Source organism: Clostridia bacterium, assembly GCA_036654455.1.
Taxonomy (GTDB): domain Bacteria; phylum Bacillota; class Clostridia; order Christensenellales; family CAG-314; genus JAVVRZ01.
Window position 1 is genome coordinate 102,195 of sequence record JAVVRZ010000002.1, and the last position, 19,596, is coordinate 121,790.

The following is a 19,596-nucleotide window of genomic DNA, read 5'->3' on the forward strand; positions in this document are numbered from 1 at the left end:
AAAAACATTATAATTTGCAAATGTCAAAATAACGCAAAAAATAACAAATTTTGCAACTGTAAAAATTTGAAAAATTGTTAATTATTCTTTTTTATATAATTTAAAATTGGGTAAACAAAAATTTATTATACTATTTCTAACATAAAAAAAATTATGGGGTTTACAATTACAAAAAAATGTAGTAGAATAATTACGCATATTACCTTAGGAGGGTTAGTTATGAAACTTAATTACAAGAAAACTTTTTTGGTAGGCTTGGCATTTTTCTTAATATGCGCCTTTTGGTCTACTTACGATTCTTTGGTTGCGCTTACGCTGACAAATAAATATGGTATGAGCCACACCCTCTCGGGCGTAATTATGGCGCTTGACAACATACTTGCCTTATTTATGCTACCATTGTTTGGCGCATTGTCGGATAAAGCCGACGGCAAAATCGCTAAGAAGTTTGGCAAACGCACGCCATTTATCGTAATAGGTACGGTAATAGCCGTCGTTTGCTTTTTCTTTATGTCGGTTGCCGACGCCGGGCAAGCTACCAAAATGCAAAGCTATTCTAATCCGCAAACAGTATCTAGTGTAATGTGGGAAGAAAATCGTGAAATAGATAACCCTTACTTCAATTACACTTACACTAAGATGGATAAACTTTACAAAAAAACCGACGCTACTAAATATTTTGATACTACGATTGAAAAAGGCACGCTTAAACAACTCTATATAGGCGAGGCTGAAATACCATTTGAAAATTTAATTTTTCCTGCTTCGAGCGATGAAAAATTAACCGACGAACAGAAAAAAGAGATAACCGCTCAAAAACAACTATATAGCGACCTTGTTATCCCCGTAAGAGACGCTTACGCAAAGAGCGTGACTATGGACAACCCCGCAAGTTTAATCGCCTTTATCGCAATATTATTCTTCGCCTTGCTATCTATGGCTACCTTCCGTAGTCCTGCCGTTGCGTTAATGCCTGCAATTACAATTAAACCCTTGCGCAGTAAAGCTAACGCTATTATCAACATTATGGGCGTAATAGGCGGTTCGATAATACTTGGTCTAGGTATGGTAATAGGCACAGGTAACGCAAGCAACGCTCTTATGAGTTACATACCTATGATAGGTATAACTTGTATAATTATGGTTGTTGCGTTAATAGTCTTTATCCTTACCGTAAGAGAACCTAAACTTTGCGCTGAAATGGAAGCCGAAACTGCAAAATACGGTCTTGACAAAGAAAAAGATATTGTCGTCGACCAAACCGGCAAGCAAAAACTTGGCAAAGCAAGAATTAAATCTTTGGTCTTTATGATGTTGTCAATTATGTTCTGGTTCTTTGGTTATAACGCCGTAACAAGCAAATATTCGGTTTACGCTTCGGTTGTGCTTAACGTGGACTTCAACTTTACTCTTTTAATCGCTCAAATAGCCGCTTTAATCGCATTCTTCCCGGCTGGGTTACTCGCTAGCAAGATTGGGCGTAAAAAAACAATTATGGGCGGAATAATCATACTTACCGCTTCTTTTGCCGTAGCTAGTTTTATGGGCGCAGGTACTTCTTCGATTGTTATGAGCTTGCTATTTGTGCTTGCGGGCATTTCTTGGGCGGCAATCAACGTAAACAGTTTGCCTATGGTAGTAGAGCTTGCAACCGGCGCAGACGTAGGCAAATTTACAGGGTTCTATTATACTGCAAGTATGGCTGCGCAAACATTGACGCCTATTATTTCGGGCGCTCTTATGGAGGCGTTAGATATGCGTAGCGTATTATTCCCCTATGGCGCTATCTTTGTTGCGTTGTCATTTGTAACTATGATATTTGTAATGCACGGCGACAGCAAACCCGAAGCGAATAAAGGGCTTGACGCTCTTGCCGAACCCGAAGAATTGTTAGAAGTTAGCGACAGTCCAACATCAAAATAGAGTATTACTGTATTAAATTAGAGTTTATTGACAAAACTATTAATTAATCTATAAAAATAACCGAGATAAAAGATTATCTCGGTTATTTTTATAGCCTTTGCTATTCTTTACAGTTTTAGCTATGTCCGTTAGCGTATGGTCGTTACTAAATATATGATAGTATTGTTCTTTTTCAATTATCTTTACCGCTGACTTTTGATTACGCTAAGATTACATTTGCTGTTGACTTATCTTGATTATACTTTAATTGACCTACCGCTACGTCATTGCTTTTAATCGATAGGCATTTAAAAAAAGAAAGAGCGCAGAGGGGGTAAACTCTGCGCTCAACATATTTGCTTAGTTCGTTCTAAGCTAAGGGATAGGAAGATTATTTAGCTACTTGGATAGTTTCTACAAAACCGTTGTCATAAGTAACTGTTAGTTGTTCGGCTGTTCTTACGATTGTTAGGCTACCTGTCGAACCGTTAAAGTCATAACTTACGCTGTAAGTGTTCTCTTTGGTAAGCTCGATTTCGTACATATTAAGGGGTTCTTTGCCTTCTACTACTGCTGTGAACTCTAATTCAATGGCCTTTTCGCCTTGTTCGTTCTCCCAGCTAACATTTGTTTCATTTACAAGTTCGCCTTTTTCATAGATTGAGTAAGCAAACTCAACTTCTTCTAGCTCAACTTCTTGTTTAACTACGATATAGTTATCAGGGTTAGCTTCGCTACGGGTTGTAAACTCAATTTCAACTTCTTTCTCTTCGCCTTCGATTGTAACTTCTTTTTCGCCGGAGATGGTAAATACTTGGTTATTATAGATTAGTACGCCCGTAAGAGTTGTGGAAACTTCGTCTTCTTGTTCCTCTGTTTCTTCTTCCTCGTCGGCTGGCTTATCGCTTTCGTTTTCTTCTGTGTTAGCGTCAGCATTTGCAGGGTCTTTTTCAGGAACTTCTTCGGGGTTAGCGTCTGCCGCTTGCGCAGTTTCGTTATAGTACATAACATAAGTTACGGTTTCGCCAAGAGCGTTTGTTGTGGTTACAGTTTGTTTAATTTGGTATGTTGCATACTCGCCGTCTTCGGCTGTGGGAGCGCCTGTGGTTTGTTGAATTCCGCTAGGAGTCATATAGCCTTCAAACATTTTGATATAACGAGCTAATTCGTTAACATCTTGTGTAAAGCTAGCGGGTCTTGCAAGCTCTTGAACAGGAGCTGTTTCGGCATTAAGCACTAATCTAGGTGATAACTTAGCAAACATATTGCCGTTTGTGTTAACGCTAGCTGCGCCGGGCATATTTGATAAATACTCTACGCTTGTCATTGCTGAGAAAGCATATACCTCTTTGGATTTAACTCCGCCCTTACTTGCTATGGTCTTGCCTGTGCAAGCTGACAAAGCTGTGGTGATTAGCGCTAAGGCAAGAATCACCGTTAAAATTACACTTAATCTTTTTTTCATTTTTTTGTTCCTCCGTTTTTGTTTTACACTATATATACATTCGTACCCTTCTAATTTTCTAACAATTTTAACAAATACTTTAAATTATTTTAAAAAACTTTTATTATTACTATTATTTCTAATAACTGTAATTAAATGTTAGATAATACCGTGTATTTTTATTTTTTATTAGTCTAAAAGAATTAATCTAGCTTTCGTTAGCCTTTCTTCTAAACAAATTCTAGGCAATTTAGAGCTATTTGCCACTTAAAAAAATTTACCCTTTACTTATTTGTAAAGGGTAAACATATTATTAATTTAACTTTAAATTGTAGCGTAACCTTTTTGACCGTATTAATTATTGTTCTAACTTAACCTTTTACTGCTTTGGAGCTACGACTATTGTAATCGTCTTAGTTGCCGAATCAACAATTACCGAACTAACCTTATAGTAACCGTCTTGCCCCATTGATTCGTCTAAATATATTGAAACGTCAAACTCTGTATTAGCGCCCTCGTATAGAGTAATTGTCGTATTCTGCTCTGGCATTTCGCCGGTTGTAAAAGTAATAGATGCTTTAAATAATTGTCCGTCTTTGTTTATAAATTTAACGTATTTGCCTATCGAAGAAGTATCGCTTTCGTTAATAAAACTACCGTCTTCGAATTTAAAGATTACATTGTAGACCGCTTTTTTAGCTACGTATAAATGTAATTCTCCCTGCTTAACTTCTTCCCAAATATTTGCAACTTTATAACTATCGCCAACTTTTGTCAAAAGAAAATCGTCGATAAACAAAGCGTCATTTTTGGGTATAGCTACGCAAAAACTGCCTAATCCTTGCAAGTCGTATTCGCACTCGTAGGCGTATCCTTGTTTAGATACGTATACGTTTAGGCTATTTGCTTTTGTAGGGTCGTTAATTGTCCCTTTAAATACTTGCGACTCAACGGCGACTATCATACCGCTAATACAGCTATTATAAATTTTGAAGGTATAGCCGACATCACCTACGACGGCGTAAGCTGTGATATATTGACCTTGCTCAAAATATTGCTTTTGTAAAGATGGTATGCTTAGCTTATCTTTAACTACAATCTTGTAGAAATTGCCAACTTTTTGGCTTGAAGCAGGTTGACCTTGGCACATACCAATACCAATATAGACATAGACATCGCCTGCAATAGGTTTGCCCGAATTGTCTACAAATGTATATTCTACCGCAGTAGACTTTTTGGCGATGTATCTGCCCTTAATTACTCGGTTGTTATCTAGCTTGTTGATAGCGTAGTACGAATCAAATTCAAAATTACCGCTACTATCTTTAACGCTTATTATTACTTGGTCTTTTGGAATTTGTAGTTTTACGCTTCCTTTATTATCAGTTTCGGCAATTTTTACAGCGTCGACATAAATGTCAAGTCCTTTCAAATTGTTGCCATTTAAATCTACCATACGTATGGTTAGTTCAGTCTGCTTATACGTTAAGGTCGTAGTATAAAGAGTTTTATTATTATCTAATATTGTTTGTGAAGCGCCTTCGACATAGTCGTTAGGCAATATTTCTATCTTGTCGCCTATGCTAGCGGTGACGGTTAAACCATAACTATTGCCGGCGGTATATTTATATGTTTTGTCGCCTACGGTAAAATCTACGTCGATATTTATTGGCGCATTGGTTTCGTCTACAAATCTAACTGTAATAGTATTTATTGCTTGTTCGCCTAAGGTAGCGACAACGTCTTGTTTCTGCCCCTTTTTGTTAACAAAAACCGAACTGGGGTTGAAGTTAAAGCCAAATTTTTCGTAAGTAATGGTAGCCGCCTCGTATAAATTTATTGCATATTGCCCTTGCGAGTCGGTTACGTCAACTTCCATTGTTCCATACTTCACCTTAACGCCGGGCAAACCTGCGCCATTAAAGGTTACTACGCCCGAGATGTCAATTTTATTTCCACCAGTTCCGCTGTCGCCATCGTCAACTAAGGATATTATTAAGAATGTAATGGCTGTTAGCGCAAGAATAGAGGCTATTACAATTAAGCTTATAAGTAATCCTTTTTTGTTTGTAGTTTTATAAGTTTTGTACTTCATAGTTATCTCCGTCCACAATATTTAATTAATATTTGTATATTCTTATGTAATTAATATAATTATAACACATTTTGAAATCTCTGCAAGTTTTATCTATTAATTTTTAATCGTTTAAAAGATAATTTAGCGTAAATAGTTATTTTTTTGTCCTATAAATTACAAAAAACACTCAAATTGCGTTGAGTGTTAAAATTTCGATATAATAAGACATATTTTTAGAACAAAGTTTAATTCTAGTAACAGTAGTGCGCTTCAACTTATGTAACTTAGAGTCTATTCGTCGGTAGGCGGATTGTCGGGATTATCGGGGTTATCTGGATTATCGGGGTTATCGGTAGGATTATCTGGGTTGTCGGTAGGGTTGTCGGTTGGGTTATCGGGATTGTCGGTAGGGTTATCAGGGTTATCGGTAGGCTTGTCCTCAGTGCTAGTGTCTTCTTCGGGGTTTTCGTCTTGATTGCTCCCGTCCTTATCAAGTAAGTCTTCGGAAGCAATTTCAAACAAATCTTCTAATTTATCTTTATAATCTTCTTCTGTTTTTGACCCGTCAATTAATTCGGCTTGAATTTTTTCCAGGTCTACAAGCTGTTCGTCAATTTTTGTAGCTAACTCGTCAAGCTTATCGGCAAGTTCTTCTTTATCAGTGGTGTCAAGTTCGGTTGTATCAAAGTCAAGTTTGTATTTAAATACCGCTAAGGTTTCTTTAAGTTCATTTAAGGTAATTTTACCCTCTTTGCAACCTGTTACTTTGTTTGAAAGATTGGTTAATTCGTCAATCTTTGTTTTTAAGCCGTTTTTAATTTTTAGTTCAAAGTCTTTGATAAGTTGCGTTTGATATTCGTTTAATTTTTTCTCGTCTAGTTGGTCGAGCAACGTTTCTATTTCGTCCTCGCTTAAAGATAGAACGTCGGCGTTAGCGATATTTGCTTGTTGTAGCGCCGACATAACATCGGCAAGTATACCTGTATAGACGCTTTCTTGGGTTTTTTTGTCCTTGCTAACAACCCCTAACTTTAACTGTCCGTTATCTTTAAGATAGCCTAACTTCTTGGCTCGCTCGATTACAATTTTTGTAGCTTCCTTAATATCCTTGCCCACGAGATTGTTGTTAAGTAGCAGTTTGACGCCGTCTTCGTTTAAGGCTTGTTGAGCCGTAACAATGTTATCCTTATTTACTTCGAGCTGTACGCGAGGGTTGATAGACATTGTAACGCAATATGCTTGGCTAGTTACGCTTGGCAGGAATACGGTAAGCGACACAATCAAGAGTATTACCGCAAGGGCTGAGGCAAATGTCATTTTAAACACAAGCGGACGCTTACTCTTTTTTGCATTCTGCCAGTTGACGCTACTAAGAATATATTGCTTATCGACTTTAATTTTGCTGTCTAACTCTTGATTAATAGCGTGTTTATATTTATCTTTCATCGTACACCTCCTTGTAATAGTGTTTAACTTTTTCGATGGCTTTATTATATTGCCAGTAAATTGTGGCAAGAGGCTTACCCAGCATATTGGCAATTTCGGTTCTATTGTAACCTTGTATTACAGCAAGCTCGATTAACTGCCATTCCTCAGCCGGCATCTTCTCCTTGCATAATAGTAGTAGAGGCGTGTCTATGCTATCAAATATAGTAGGAGCTTCGGCAGATAGAAATTCTTCATTCTCGATGCTTGCGGTAAATCTACGTTGATTATATACGTTAATTGCTTTGTTGCGAGCAATCGTAAGTAGATATGCGTGAAAATTTTTATCGCAATCTAGGCTAATAAGGTTGTTGAGGAAAGTTATGTAAGTTTCTTGCATAACGTCGTTAGCTTCCTCTTGATTTTTAAGTACGCTAAAAGTAATGTAAAACACAGCATTTTTCGTCAATTCAAAGAATTCGTCAAAATACTGTTGCTTACCTTTTTTTAGCTCCTTAACGCAACGGTTTAGTCTTATGTTGTCCATACTCTTTTCTACTACCTTATATACAATTATACTAGCTCGAATTTCTAACAAATTGCATAATTATTTGATTATTTTCTATATTGTACCATCTAGGCAGGTTATTTGCAATAATTATTCCTTTATTTTTCTTAAACAATGATAAAAAAATAGATACGCAATTATTCTAGCGTATCTATTTGGCGAACCATAGAGGATTCGAACCTCCGACCTTTGCGTCCGTAGCGCAACGCTCTATCCAGCTGAGCTAATGGTCCATATTGCTGATAAATTTGTTAAGCAATAAGATAAATTTGCTTTTTTGCTAAGCAATATTTACTAATTTACCTAGCATATTATATACCGACAAAATAAAAAAGTCAATCACTTAAATAATATTTCAACAATTTGGCTTGTTAAATTTAAACAAGACATAAGTTAAATTGTAAATTATAGCAAGACAGTAATATATTTTGCCACTTGATAAACTTTTAAAATTGTGTTAAACTTAGCTATATTACTCTTAGGAGAAAGAAATGAAATTAATACATTGTTCGGATTTACATCTAGATTCGTCGCTAAACGCTTTGCCTAGCGAACTGGCAAAAAAACGCAGAATGGAGTTAATTACTACTTTTGTAAGGCTTACCGAGTACGCAAATGATAACGGAGTTAGCGTTATTATGCTTGCCGGCGATATTTTTGACACTAACTTTGCAACTTTTGCCACAAAAGAACGGTTTGCTTCGATAATCAAATCAAATGCAAACATTGACTTCTTGTGTCTTGAAGGCAATCACGACGAACAAAATTTCCTCTCCACTTTAAATTATCCCAACCTTAAACGCTTTAATTCGACTTGGACAAGTTATAGTTACGGCAACGTTGTCATTTGTGGCGCAAGCTGTGGCGAAATATCTTGCCTTGCTAGCTCTTTGTCGCTTAGCCCTACAAACCAAAATATCGTTCTTCTTCACGCTCAAATTGCAAGTCGTTCGCAAAATGACAATCTTAACCTTGTAGACTTTACAAACAAAAATATTGACTATCTCGCCTTAGGGCATTTGCACGCATTTAGACAAGACAAACTTGACAGGCGAGGCAAATATTGTTACTGCGGTTGTCTTGAAGGCAGAGGGTACGACGAGCTTGGGCAAAAAGGCTTTGTTCTATTAGACACTTGCGACAATATAAAGTCGACATTTATCCCCTTTGCATACAGGCAAGTCGAACAAATCAGTCTTGACTTAACTTCGCTTAATTATGCGCAAATACTTGACTCGGCAAAAACTTTACTTAAAAATGTAAATCCTACCAGTATAGTTCGTTTGGTGTTAGAGGGTAGTTACAAAATAGACACTTATACGGGCATAAAAGAACTTGAAGAAATATATTCGCAAAAGTTCTTCTACTTCTGCGTAAAAGACGCTAGCAAACCCGAAATTGATAAAAGTCAAGAAATATGTTTGAGCAATCAATTTATGTCTTATGTGGCGTCGTCTACGCTTACCGAGCAACAAAAAGGCAAGGTAATCGAGTACGGGCTTAAAGCGTTAAGGGGAGAAAACTTATGAGAATTATTTCTTGCAAACCCGAAATTGATAAAAGTCAAGAAATATGTTTGAGCAATCAATTTATGTCTTATGTGGCGTCGTCTACGCTTACCGAGCAACAAAAAGGCAAGGTAATCGAGTATGGGCTTAAAGTGTTAAGGGGAGAAAACTTATGAGAATTATTTCTTGTCATATAGATGGTTTTGGCAAATTAGTAAATCTAGATTACGAATTTGCCCCCACCCTAAACTCAATATGTCAACCTAACGGCTGGGGAAAAACCACGCTTGCGGTATTTATTAAAGCTATGCTTTATGATATTCAGGACGTTAGAAAAGACTCTATTTGCGACAACGAATACGACAAATACAAGCCTTTCGCCGATTGCGTGTTTGGCGGAAGTTTAATTTTTAGTCAAAATGACAAGATATACCGCATTGAACGCACTTTTGGAAGGACAAAAGACAAAAAATCTTGCGTTGTATACGACCAAAAAACCAATATGACGACCACGGACTACGATAATACGCAAGAAATAGGCGTTCAAGTGTTGGGAGTAGATGTAAACACCTATATGCGTAGCTACTATTTGCCACAAAATATAGAACTAACGTCGAGTGACGAGAATAGTAGTTTAAACAGCTTGCTTGCCGGTCAAAGCGAGGAAAATTACAAAAAAGCGCTTGACATTCTTGACAAAAAAAGAATGTCTTACAAACTTAAAAAAGGGCGAGGCGGACTGATTTGTAAATTGGAGGATAAAATTAGCCAACTTCAACTGGACGAAAACCAAGCTAGAAAGGCTCAAAATCAAGTCGAAGTTTTTGAAAAACAGCTAGACTTTACAAATCAACAAATTAAGGAACTTGAAACGCAAATAATAACACTTAAACAAAAAATAGCTTTGTCCACAAAACAAAGCCAACAAAATATATATTTAGAGCATATTAAAACGTTAGAGAATAAGCTAGACGAACTTATAGAACAAACTAAGAGCCTTAAAGAGAGTCTGCCCTTAGATATACTTGACGAAAACAAAATTTCTCAACTTATGGATAAAAACACCGAGTTAATAGAACTGGCTCAAACTAAACTAAACTTAGACCTTCAACCTACGCAAACTAATCAAAAAACTTTGTCTGGTAAATCAAAGATTGCTTTTTATGCCCTTATCGCAATGTTTATAGCTTGTTTAGTTGGCGGTTGCGTAGCTTTCGTATACGATACTTTAATCGGCATAATTTTAATAGCCCTAGCTTTTGTATGTTCGGCTGTAAGTTTTGTCATATTCTATAACAATAAATTAAACCAAAATACAATGTACTCTAAGCAAACAAACGACGAGCAAACCTTAAAAAATAGACAAGCCGAGATTGAAGGCAAGATAGCTAATATTAACGAATACTTATCTAAATATTTTGGTAAAATTTGCTTAAATTACTCAAATGAAATTATTGCCCTGCAACAAAAGTTGTCTTTGCTAAGTCAAAACTGTAAACAAATTAACGAGCTTAAACAAGAAATTGCCGATTACAAAACCGAACACAATCTTGAAGGCAAACAATTATCCGTTCAAAATATAGAATTGCTTCAAAGACAGCTAGATTTAAGCATCGCAAAGATTAACGCCCTTACTCACGACCTTGCCACAGAAGAAAGTCAAATAAAAACGTACAAAAATTTGGCAGATAAACTTGTAGAAATTGTTGAGCAACAAGAATATTTGGGCGAAGAACTTAAAAAATGCGAAGAAGAATTTACCTTGATTGACTATACTTCTACCTTTTTAAAAAAGGCAAAACAAGAACTTGCGTTAGAATATTTGCCAAAATTAAGACAAAACTTTAAACAACTAATCAACATTTTTACCGAGCTTAACTTTGACCTAGACATCAATTTAACCCCGTCTTTTACCTTGCTTGGTCAAACAAGAAAATATGATTTTTTGTCGCAAGGGTACAAAGATATTGTCAAGCTGTGTTCTAGGCTGGCTCTATGCGGGTGTCTTGACAACAAAAATAACTTCTTAATATTAGACGACCCCTTAGCTAATATGGACGACGACAAACTTGTAGAGGCTAAAAGACTGCTTGTCGAACTTTCGAAACAATATCAAATAATATATATCGTCTGTCACAGTAGTCGTAGCTAAAAATAGTCATTTACAAAAAACTACTTCTCAACTTAAAACAGCCATGGGTAATTACCTACGGCTGTTTTTGTTTGGTATATTAGTTATTATTTGTAAAAACTAAGCGACGTTTTAGTAAGCTCTTGCAAATACCATCTCAATCATTTTACCTGACTTACCGCAACATATACATTTACCGTTAACGTCGGTTTTGAGCATAACTCTGCTTGACGCTTGGAATTTTTCTTTAATCTTAGCCTCGCATTCCGCACAACCGCACCAACAAGCCTTAGTCATATTGCCACCGTCTAATGCAACGCCCATTTCTTCAAGCGTATCTACCCGCACAAGGTGAGAAGACATAAAGTTTTGCGAAGAAGTAAGCATATCGGCTTGTATTGTCTTTAACAACTTCTTTACCGACGCAATGTCGTATAGAGGCAAATTGTTCTTACTGTAATCGTCCCTTCTTACGCAACACATAACGTTGCTAGCTATATCTCTTGGCCCAACTTCAATTCTTAGCGGAACGCCTTTCATTTCATATTGATTAAACTTCCAACCTTCTCTTTGGTCGGTAAAGTCGCCCTTTGCCCTAATATTTGCCTTGTTAAGCATTTTAACAAGTTTTTCGGCTGTTTCTTGCACGCCCTCTTTATAAGAGGCGATTGGAATTACTATAACTTGCGTAGGAGCAACCTTAGGCGGAAGAATTAGCCCTCTTTGGTCGCCGTGCGCCATTATTAGCGCCCCGATTAACCTTGTAGATACGCCCCAACTAGTTTGCCATACATATTGTTGCTTGCCTGATTTGTCAAGATATTTAATATCATAAGCGCGCGCAAAATTATCGCCAAAAAAGTGCGAAGTACCCGCCTGTAAGCTCTTGCCGTCAAGCGTCATAGACTCCATACCATAGGTAGCGACTGCGCCTGCAAACTTCTCTTTTTCACTCTTTTTACCGGTAAGGACATCCATAGCTAAAAATTTGCGACAGAAATCTTTGTACATTGCCAAAATATCTAGCGTTTCTTTGATAGCTTCCTCTTTTGTGGCGTGAATTGTGTGTCCTTCTTGCCATAAAAATTCTCTGGTGCGTAAAAAAGGTCGTGTGGTCTTCTCCCATCTTACAACGTTTGCCCATTGATTGTAAAGCATAGGCAAATCTCTATACGACTGCACCCATTGTGAATAAGCCGTTGAAAATACCGTTTCGCTAGTAGGACGAACTACTAATGTCTCAGTCAACTCTTCCTTACCGCCCCTAGTGATAGTGGCAACTTCGGGGGCAAAACCTGCAACGTGTTCCGCCTCTTTTTCAAGCAAAGAGGTGGGGAAAAACAAGGGGAAATATACGTTTTCGTGTCCCATTGCCTTAATACGCTTGTCAAGTTCGTGTTGAATATTCTCCCAAATAGCGTAACCATAAGGTCTAAATATGATTGTGCCTCTTGCTGCGCCATAGTCGGCTAGCTCGGCCTTTTTAACTACGTCAGTGTACCACTGTGGAAAATCTAAGTTGATATCGGCAACTTCTTTAACAAATTCTTTCTGCATAAATTTCTCCCATATTTCATTACTATAAATATAATACATTACGACTGTTTAGTCAAGAAAAAAACCTTACCGCAAATTAAAGTAAAGAAATAGTTTTTTGCTTAGTAACCAAAAAACTTATTTAAAAATTAATCTAAAACAAATAATTATAGTCAAAAAGTCATATTGCAAATAAAAAAGACTGGGTTATTTATACCCAGTCTTAATCAAAAAAATTAAATATTATTTAGTTGGGTCAAGTACGGGTATAACATACTTGGTTAAATCAAATAGTTTTTCTTCCCTTAGGTTAGCAAGCTCGACGCAATTTAATGGATAAACATTTCTTCTCTTATCGGCTTTTTCCGAATTGATAAAGAAAACATATCCGTACGCTACGTCAATAGAGGCAAAGTTTGTATAAATCTTTTTAGAAGTTATAAATTCTTCAACAAGCTTGTCGGCTGTGATGTCAACTCTATATATACCATCTTCGATTGCCGTATTCTTGCATTCGCTTAAAGTGTAGTATAGGTAGTTGCCTATAACCGAGATAAAGCTAATTGAGGCTTTTGTTTCGGTTGTGTATTTATAAGAATTTGTTGCGCTGTCATATACGCCTACGCTACCTTGTCCGCTTACAAATAGATATCCGTTTGCAAGCCCTCTAAACGTCGAGTATATATAATTAGAAATAACTGAAATTGTTCCATCGGGTTTTACTGTCTTAATAGTAGCAATTCCGTCTGCCTTTTTAGTGGTCTTGATAAATAATTGGTCGTCTACAAGGTTGAGGAATTCGAGTTTTTCTTCCGTAGACTTGATTACCGTAGTGGGCTTACCGCCTACGACGTATTTCTTTATTTCGTTCATATCTTGATTGAGGTAGTAAGCTACGCCGGTTTGCCAGTTGTATTTAACTACGACAATTTCTGTTTCTGCGTCAATTTGTTCGACTAGTCCGCTAGCTACGTCAAGAACAAATAGTTTATTCTCATATTCCTTAAATTCTTTGTTATACTTAACTTTATCTTTTTCGGCAAGACCTGCGTCGGCGGTCTTAGTAATATAGTTAAAAGTAACAAATAGTTTGCCGTCAACATTAGATAACGAACTTAACACTGCGCTAACTGGGTTAGTCTTAAAGGTGTAAAGGTGCTGAGTATCTGTTCCATCAAGAGCGCAACTCTTTAAGCAAGTTTCGTAGTACATAATAGCTGCATTTCTATCTAACTCTGTGCTTGGAGTGTAATAATAAATACGGTCTTCAAAAATATAAATACCGCTATTGATACGGTCTTGTAATTGACCTTGATAGAATATCTTGGGAACTACAACTTGCGATTTGCTAGCTATTTCCTCAGTAACTGTGCTAGATTTGACAGCGCTGTCAAAATCGGTCTTTAAAATACGACAAATCGAGCCTTCGATTACTTCGCCAAAGTTGTTGCTTGAATTGTTTGCTACTGCGCCGTTAATGTAGTAAAGGTAATCGCCTTTTTCCACAACAACACCGCCGTTAGAGCTAACTAAGCCTTTCGTATCGCCTTTTAATCCGCTAAACGTGTAGTCTTCGGTTGCGCAACCTGCAAATATACAAGTCGCCAACATAAGAATAGATAATAATAACGCTATCTTTTTTGCCATAATATACTCCTTAGTCTATCAATTTAAGTCTAGACATTTATTATATATTATAAACTTTAATATTGCAAGTGAAATAATTAAAAAACACTTGTAGAAAAGGTAAAACTGCCTACCTTATGGTAATTTTAATCGTTTTTAGTCAATTTTCCGCTTTCGGCGTCTTGAAAAACATAGGTAAAGTCGTTTGGACTAAGGCAATCTTGATTTGATAAATTCTTAGGCACGGCGTAACAAATATACTTAGGTCTAGCGTCTTGTATAAGAAGTCCTAGACAAAAGAAGCGTTTGTCGGCGTGAGATATCTTGACAAAGATAGAATTATCGATTGAAGAAGTAAGCATTGGATATCTTGGATAAGCGTCGATTATTCTTAAAAGAATACTTTTTACGCTATTATAATAGCCTGATTGCTTATTTTCATAGAAATTATTTAAAGATGTTTTATAGCTGTTTAAAAGTTTTGCGCCTTCCCTACCATCATAATAATTGTCGGTAGCGGTAACAAACTTCTCATATTCGGTTAAAGCCTCTTCAACTAAAACGGGTTGGGATTGTTTTGCCGTACTTATTTGCTTAGGTTTGACCTCGCTAGCAAAGAAATGTTGGGTAGAAATATCTTCTTGAAGGTCGTGGGGTCTAGCGGACTTCTCTTGTTGCGTTTGTAAAATCGGGCTAGAAAGTTCTTTCTTACCGCCTAGCAAAAGAAGTAAAAGATTGCTGTCGTAGTTAAGCTCGTTAAGAGTAGAACCAAAGCACAACGGAACTAACTTTTTTTCTTGCCTTGCAATAAGCACTTTTACCACCCCGATATAATCTTGGTTTATCTCAAATTCGTAATTAATCAACGTGTCTAACTCAAAAGAATAGGTCTTTGCATTTAAAAACATTGCGCACTTATATAGACCGTAATTTCTAGAATCTACGTTAGCAAGCGAAAGCGTACCGCTAACTGTCTTGCCTGAACAAAACAATTTACAAATACCTTTACAGCCTTTACCCTGTTCGGTTGAATGTAATAAGATTATTTTTTTGCTATACATACTATTAAAATATTACAATACTCGTGTTATAAGAACAACACGAGTATTGTATTTTTTTGTATTTGTTTGTATAAAGTGAAATTTGCTTAAAATAAATAAAAGTTTAACTTAAAGTTTATATGTTATGCCGATTTTACTTTTGATACCTTGTGATAGGTTGCCTTGCTGCGGCTACTTCGTCGGCTCGACCTACGGGAGCTTTTGTTGGACAAACGTGTAAATCTTCGCCCGAATGCGCTCTAAGCGCAATTTCGCTCATTATGCTAGCTACGCTTTCTAGCGTTTCTTTGCTTTCTGTTTCGGTAGGTTCAAACATCAATGCCTCGTGTACGATTAAAGGGAAGTACATTGTTGGAGGGTGAAGTTTGTAGTCCATCATAGCTTTGGCTATATCAAGCGCACTGGTATTAAAATCACGCTTAAAATTAGATAAATCTAGCACAAATTCGTGCATGCAAGTACGATTATAAGCGCAAACATAGTCTTTGCTTAGCAACAGTTTAAGATAATTTGCATTGAGTACGGCAAGTTGACTAGCTTGTTTGAGCCCCTCTTTGCCAAGAGTTAACATATATGCGTAACCTCTTAGATAAACTGGGAAATTGCCAAAAAAACTTCTTACTTTGCCGATTGAATTTACACTATCTATTTTGTTAAAAGTAGGCGTGGGCAAAAACTCGGCAAGAATTTGTTTACAACCAACAGGTCCGCTACCAGGCCCTCCACCGCCGTGAGGGGCTGAGAGAGTCTTATGCACGTTAAGGTGAACTACGTCAAAACCCATATCGCCCGGACGGCATACGCCCATAACTGCGTTAAGATTTGCTCCGTCGTAATAGCATAAACCGCCTACTAAGTGAATCATATCGGTTATCTTCAAAATATTTTTGTCAAATAACCCTAGCGTGTTAGGGTTGGTAAGCATTAAACCTGCGGTATCTTCGCCGATTAAGGTGGCTAACGCCTCTATGTCTACTCCGCCTTCGGCGTTACTTGGAACAGTCACGACCTCAAAGCCGTTCATATTTGCGCTTGCGGGGTTTGTGCCGTGCGCCGAATCGGGAATAATAATTTTTGTGCGTTTCTTATCCCCTCTTACGTCGTGATATTTTTTTATCAACATCATTCCGGTGTATTCGCCGTGCGCCCCTGCCGATGGTTGAAGGGTAAAAAAGTCCATACCAGTTAACGAACACAGCGCTTGTTGCATATTCTCTATAATTGTAAGGCTACCTTTTACTTCGCTAAGTTCTTGCGTGGGGTGAACGTTGGCAAAACCTTCAAGTCTTGCAAGTTCCTCGTTAAGCTTAGGATTATACTTCATTGTGCAACTGCCTAACGGGTAAAAACCTTCGTCTACGCCATAAACTTGCTTAGAAAGAGCGGTAAAATGCCTTACTACGTCAAGCTCGCATAGACTTGGTAGTTGCGCCTCTACCTGTCTAGTCTTACAGTTTAAATTATATTGCGGAACGGTAGAAATAGGAAATTCGTATCCGCTTCTGCCTTCTACGCTTCTCTCAAATACTAATTTCATTATTTGCCTCCCAAAAAGGCTACGCTCGCCTTATCTAACTCTTGTTTGGTTTGTTTTTCGGTTGCGCACCACAAAGTATCTTGACCAAGACTCAGTCCGCCTAAAATATCTTGACATTTAAGCCTTTCTACTACGTCTTTACCGCCGTTGACTACAAATTCGTTGAAAAACTCTCCCGAATATTTAAGCTTTCCGCCATTATTTACAATTTGATTTGCAAGATAATGCGCATTGTTTACACATTGTTTAGCTAGTTGCTTAAACCCTTCTTTGCCGATTGTCGACAGATAAACTAGGGCGGTAAAAGCGTTGAGGGCTTGGTTAGAACAAATTGAGCTTGTAGCTCTTTCACGTTTAATATGTTGTTCTCTTGCTTGTAAAGTCAAGACAAAAACTCTGTTTCCCTGTCCGTCTACGGTTTGACCGACAATTCGTCCCGGCATTCTTCTCATCATAGTCTTGCTACAAGTTAAAATTCCAAGCGCCGCTCCGCCGTAATACATATTCATTCCTAGCTGTTGACCTTCGCCGACGGCTATATCTGCGCCACATTCTGCCGGAGTAGGTAATAACGCCAAAGCTATCGGGTTAAACACATAGATAAATTTAACATTATTTTCTTTGCAAAGTTGACCTATCAACTCCATATCTTCGATTAAACCATAATAATTTGGACTTTGGGCAACTACGCACGCTGTGTTAATGTCAATAGCATTCTTGATTGCGTCAATATCGGCAAGACCGTCTTTATCTTCTATAAAGACAATTTCTTTATTGTGCGCATAGCAATATGTAGAACAAACTTGCTTGTACTCGGGGTTTACTTGTCCTAGAACTATGGCTTTATTTTTCTTTTCGGCGCACATTATTATAGCTTCGGCGACTGCGCTTGCTCCGTCGTACATAGAAGCGTTGCTTACTTCCATACCCGTAAGCGAACACATTAACGATTGATACTCAAATATGCCCTGTAATACGCCTTGACTAATTTCGGCTTGGTAAGGGGTGTATGCGGTAACAAATTCTTCTTTGTTGACAATCGCCCCTACTACGCTAGGAATAATGTGGTCGTAAATACCTGCGCCTCTAAGTATAGTAGAGTAGCATTTGTTAATTTTTGCATAAGACTTGATTTGTTGGCTTACCTCGTACTGAGATAAACCGCTTGCTATATCTAAATTTTTACACGCTATGTTTTGAGGAACATCGGCATAAAGCTCGTCAAGGCTTGTCATATTTAACGAAGCCAACATCGATTTAATTTCCTCTTGCGTGTGCGGAGTATATTTTGACATATTAGCTCCTTTATTTTACCATTGCGTCGTATTCTTCCTGACTAAGTAGCTCTTGTACGCTTGTAACTTCGATTTGAGCAATCCAGTTAGCGTATGCGTCCTCATTGATTAATTCGGGGTGGTCGATAAGCTCTTGGTTTGTCGCTACAACAGTCCCATTTGCCGGGCTAAGTATTTCGCTACTTGCTTTTACCGACTCAATATCGCAAAGCATTTTGCCTGCTTCGACCTTTGAACCAACTTCGGGTAGATTTACATACACTATGTCGCCTAGCTCGCTAGCGGCGTAGGAAGATATTCCTACAAGATATTTGCCATCTTTTTCACATAACCATTCGTGTGATTTGTTAAAACGGATATTACTCATTTTTCTCTCCTTTTTGTCTTATAGACCGATATATTTTTTATATAATAACTTGTCTTTTATAGAAGGGTGTCTTTACAAATTCGGCTTTAAGTTTCTTGCCTCTTACTTCGATATAGCAGTAAGGTTGATTATAATCTTTATCAATTCTTACCATAGCTATTGCCGAATTTAAGGTTGGCGACATTGTGCCTGTTGTAACAAAACCTATTTGCTTGTCATCGCTAAATACTGGGAAATGTTCTCTTGCAATACCTCTATCGATAAGCTTAACGCCTTTGCGTTTGTATTTAGGGGCAAAAGCTTGCAAAGAAGCTTTGCCGATAAAGTCTTTATCCATTTTTATAAAGAAATTAAGACCAACTTCGGTTGCTAAATAGTCTTCGCCTAGTTCGTGACCATAAAGGGGCATATAAGCTTCAAATCTAAGCGTATCCCTACAACCTAGCCCGCAAGCAAGCAGTCCGTCGTCTTTGCCTAGTTCTAGTAATTTAAAGAACAACTTCTCGGTATATTTTTCAGGAACATAAATTTCAAACCCATCTTCGCCGGTATAACCAGTTCTGGAAATTACACATTTTGCGCCAACTAATTTAACGTTGTCTACAAAAGTATAGGCTTCTTGCGGAAAAGTATCGGTTAACTTTTTGAGAATTTCTTGGGCTTTTGGCCCTTGTAAGGCAAGTTGACCATAGTCGTTTGAAGCGTCGACAAATTTAACTTGGGAAAATAAATGGCTATTTATCCACTCGGCGTCCTTATCTCGATTACTTGCATTGACTACAAGCCAGAATTTCTCTTGATTAATGCAGTAGACTATAAAGTCGTCAATTATTCCGCCTGCGTCGTTAAGCATTAACGTATAACGGCATTGACCTTCCTTGATGTCGCTCATTTCGTTTGTTACAAGAAAATTAATAAATTCTTTGGCTCGCTTACCGCTAATTTCAAATTCGCCCATGTGCGAAACGTCAAATAAGCCGGCGTTATGCCTTACCGCATTATGCTCGGCGACAATGCCTGTTGGGTATTGAATTGGTAGATAGTAACCGGCAAACTCTACAACCTTGCCTTCGAGTTTGTTGTGAGCTTCAAAAAGAGGTGTTTTCTTAATCATACTTT

15 protein-coding genes and 1 tRNA gene are annotated in these 19,596 nt (G+C 37.5%); 4 read left to right on the forward strand and 12 right to left on the reverse strand.

The genetic code is table 11. From position 1 onward, the window contains the following. The first annotated feature begins 219 nt into the window (after positions 1-219). Positions 220-1,923: an MFS transporter gene (locus RR062_02595; protein ID MEG2026600.1), complete on the forward strand. Its 1,704-nt coding sequence runs from the start codon at positions 220-222 to the stop codon at positions 1,921-1,923. 370 nt (positions 1,924-2,293) lie between these two features. On the opposite strand, the gene RR062_02600 is transcribed toward RR062_02595, so the two are convergent. The 5 genes from RR062_02600 to RR062_02620 form a co-directional block, all read right to left on the reverse strand. Continuing rightward, entirely contained in the window at positions 2,294-3,367 is a 1,074-nt protein-coding gene (locus RR062_02600) for a hypothetical protein (protein ID MEG2026601.1), read from the reverse strand. A 358-nt stretch (positions 3,368-3,725) separates the two neighbouring features. Beyond that, positions 3,726-5,441, reverse strand: coding sequence for a hypothetical protein (locus RR062_02605; GenBank protein ID MEG2026602.1), 1,716 nt, complete (start codon positions 5,439-5,441; stop codon positions 3,726-3,728). A gap of 273 nt (positions 5,442-5,714) precedes the next feature. Then, positions 5,715-6,869: a hypothetical protein gene (locus tag RR062_02610; protein ID MEG2026603.1), complete on the reverse strand. Its 1,155-nt coding sequence runs from the start codon at positions 6,867-6,869 to the stop codon at positions 5,715-5,717. Then, positions 6,859-7,395 carry a sigma-70 family RNA polymerase sigma factor gene (locus RR062_02615; GenBank protein MEG2026604.1) on the reverse strand — a complete coding sequence of 179 codons (537 nt, stop codon included), beginning with the start codon at positions 7,393-7,395 and terminating at the stop codon, positions 6,859-6,861. Before RR062_02615 ends, RR062_02610 begins: the two co-directional genes overlap by 11 nt. A 177-nt stretch (positions 7,396-7,572) precedes the next feature. Further along, positions 7,573-7,649: transfer RNA gene (locus RR062_02620), tRNA-Arg, on the reverse strand. Between the two features lie 258 nt (positions 7,650-7,907). Here RR062_02620 and RR062_02625 point away from each other — a divergent pair. From RR062_02625 to RR062_02635, 3 genes are read left to right on the forward strand one after another with little or no spacing between them, the layout of a single operon-like run. Further along, positions 7,908-8,945: a metallophosphoesterase gene (locus RR062_02625; GenBank protein ID MEG2026605.1), complete on the forward strand. Its 1,038-nt coding sequence runs from the start codon at positions 7,908-7,910 to the stop codon at positions 8,943-8,945. Beyond that, positions 8,942-9,100 carry a hypothetical protein gene (locus tag RR062_02630; GenBank protein ID MEG2026606.1) on the forward strand — a complete coding sequence of 53 codons (159 nt, stop codon included), beginning with the start codon at positions 8,942-8,944 and terminating at the stop codon, positions 9,098-9,100. The genes RR062_02625 and RR062_02630 overlap by 4 nt, the downstream gene beginning before the upstream one ends. Beyond that, positions 9,097-11,076: an AAA family ATPase gene (locus RR062_02635; GenBank protein MEG2026607.1), complete on the forward strand. Its 1,980-nt coding sequence runs from the start codon at positions 9,097-9,099 to the stop codon at positions 11,074-11,076. The genes RR062_02630 and RR062_02635 overlap by 4 nt, the downstream gene beginning before the upstream one ends. 111 nt (positions 11,077-11,187) lie before the next feature. Here the strand turns inward: RR062_02635 and proS are convergent, their stop codons facing one another. From proS to gcvT, 7 genes are all read right to left on the reverse strand, one after another. After that, positions 11,188-12,612 (reverse strand): proline--tRNA ligase, encoded by a 1,425-nt coding sequence (gene proS / locus RR062_02640; GenBank protein MEG2026608.1) that lies wholly within the window; start codon positions 12,610-12,612, stop codon positions 11,188-11,190. A 222-nt stretch (positions 12,613-12,834) separates the two neighbouring features. After that, on the reverse strand, positions 12,835-14,238 hold the full coding sequence (locus RR062_02645; GenBank protein MEG2026609.1) for a hypothetical protein: 1,404 nt from the start codon (positions 14,236-14,238) through the stop codon (positions 12,835-12,837). Between the two features lie 125 nt (positions 14,239-14,363). After that, a complete protein-coding gene (locus RR062_02650) occupies positions 14,364-15,278 on the reverse strand; it encodes a hypothetical protein (GenBank protein ID MEG2026610.1) in 915 nt (304 codons plus the stop codon). A gap of 133 nt (positions 15,279-15,411) precedes the next feature. Next, entirely contained in the window at positions 15,412-16,815 is a 1,404-nt protein-coding gene (gcvPB, locus tag RR062_02655; protein ID MEG2026611.1) for an aminomethyl-transferring glycine dehydrogenase subunit GcvPB, read from the reverse strand. Further along, positions 16,815-18,110: an aminomethyl-transferring glycine dehydrogenase subunit GcvPA gene (gcvPA, locus tag RR062_02660; GenBank protein MEG2026612.1), complete on the reverse strand. Its 1,296-nt coding sequence runs from the start codon at positions 18,108-18,110 to the stop codon at positions 16,815-16,817. The genes gcvPB and gcvPA overlap by 1 nt, the downstream gene beginning before the upstream one ends. A 10-nt stretch (positions 18,111-18,120) precedes the next feature. Next, a complete protein-coding gene (gcvH, locus tag RR062_02665; protein ID MEG2026613.1) occupies positions 18,121-18,477 on the reverse strand; it encodes a glycine cleavage system protein GcvH in 357 nt (118 codons plus the stop codon). A 37-nt stretch (positions 18,478-18,514) separates the two neighbouring features. Next, positions 18,515-19,591, reverse strand: coding sequence for a glycine cleavage system aminomethyltransferase GcvT (gene gcvT / locus RR062_02670; protein ID MEG2026614.1), 1,077 nt, complete (start codon positions 19,589-19,591; stop codon positions 18,515-18,517). Positions 19,592-19,596: the final 5 nt, after the last annotated feature.

Coding starts and splice junctions, on each gene's coding strand:
- RR062_02595 (MEG2026600.1), top strand. CDS start 220: ATGAAACTTAATTACAAGAAAACTTTTTTGGTAGGCTTGGCATTTTTC.
- RR062_02600 (MEG2026601.1), bottom strand. CDS start 3,367: ATGAAAAAAAGATTAAGTGTAATTTTAACGGTGATTCTTGCCTTAGCG.
- RR062_02605 (MEG2026602.1), bottom strand. CDS start 5,441: ATGAAGTACAAAACTTATAAAACTACAAACAAAAAAGGATTACTTATA.
- RR062_02610 (MEG2026603.1), bottom strand. CDS start 6,869: ATGAAAGATAAATATAAACACGCTATTAATCAAGAGTTAGACAGCAAA.
- RR062_02615 (MEG2026604.1), bottom strand. CDS start 7,395: ATGGACAACATAAGACTAAACCGTTGCGTTAAGGAGCTAAAAAAAGGT.
- RR062_02625 (MEG2026605.1), top strand. CDS start 7,908: ATGAAATTAATACATTGTTCGGATTTACATCTAGATTCGTCGCTAAAC.
- RR062_02630 (MEG2026606.1), top strand. CDS start 8,942: ATGAGAATTATTTCTTGCAAACCCGAAATTGATAAAAGTCAAGAAATA.
- RR062_02635 (MEG2026607.1), top strand. CDS start 9,097: ATGAGAATTATTTCTTGTCATATAGATGGTTTTGGCAAATTAGTAAAT.
- proS (MEG2026608.1), bottom strand. CDS start 12,612: ATGCAGAAAGAATTTGTTAAAGAAGTTGCCGATATCAACTTAGATTTT.
- RR062_02645 (MEG2026609.1), bottom strand. CDS start 14,238: ATGGCAAAAAAGATAGCGTTATTATTATCTATTCTTATGTTGGCGACT.
- RR062_02650 (MEG2026610.1), bottom strand. CDS start 15,278: ATGTATAGCAAAAAAATAATCTTATTACATTCAACCGAACAGGGTAAA.
- gcvPB (MEG2026611.1), bottom strand. CDS start 16,815: ATGAAATTAGTATTTGAGAGAAGCGTAGAAGGCAGAAGCGGATACGAA.
- gcvPA (MEG2026612.1), bottom strand. CDS start 18,110: ATGTCAAAATATACTCCGCACACGCAAGAGGAAATTAAATCGATGTTG.
- gcvH (MEG2026613.1), bottom strand. CDS start 18,477: ATGAGTAATATCCGTTTTAACAAATCACACGAATGGTTATGTGAAAAA.
- gcvT (MEG2026614.1), bottom strand. CDS start 19,591: ATGATTAAGAAAACACCTCTTTTTGAAGCTCACAACAAACTCGAAGGC.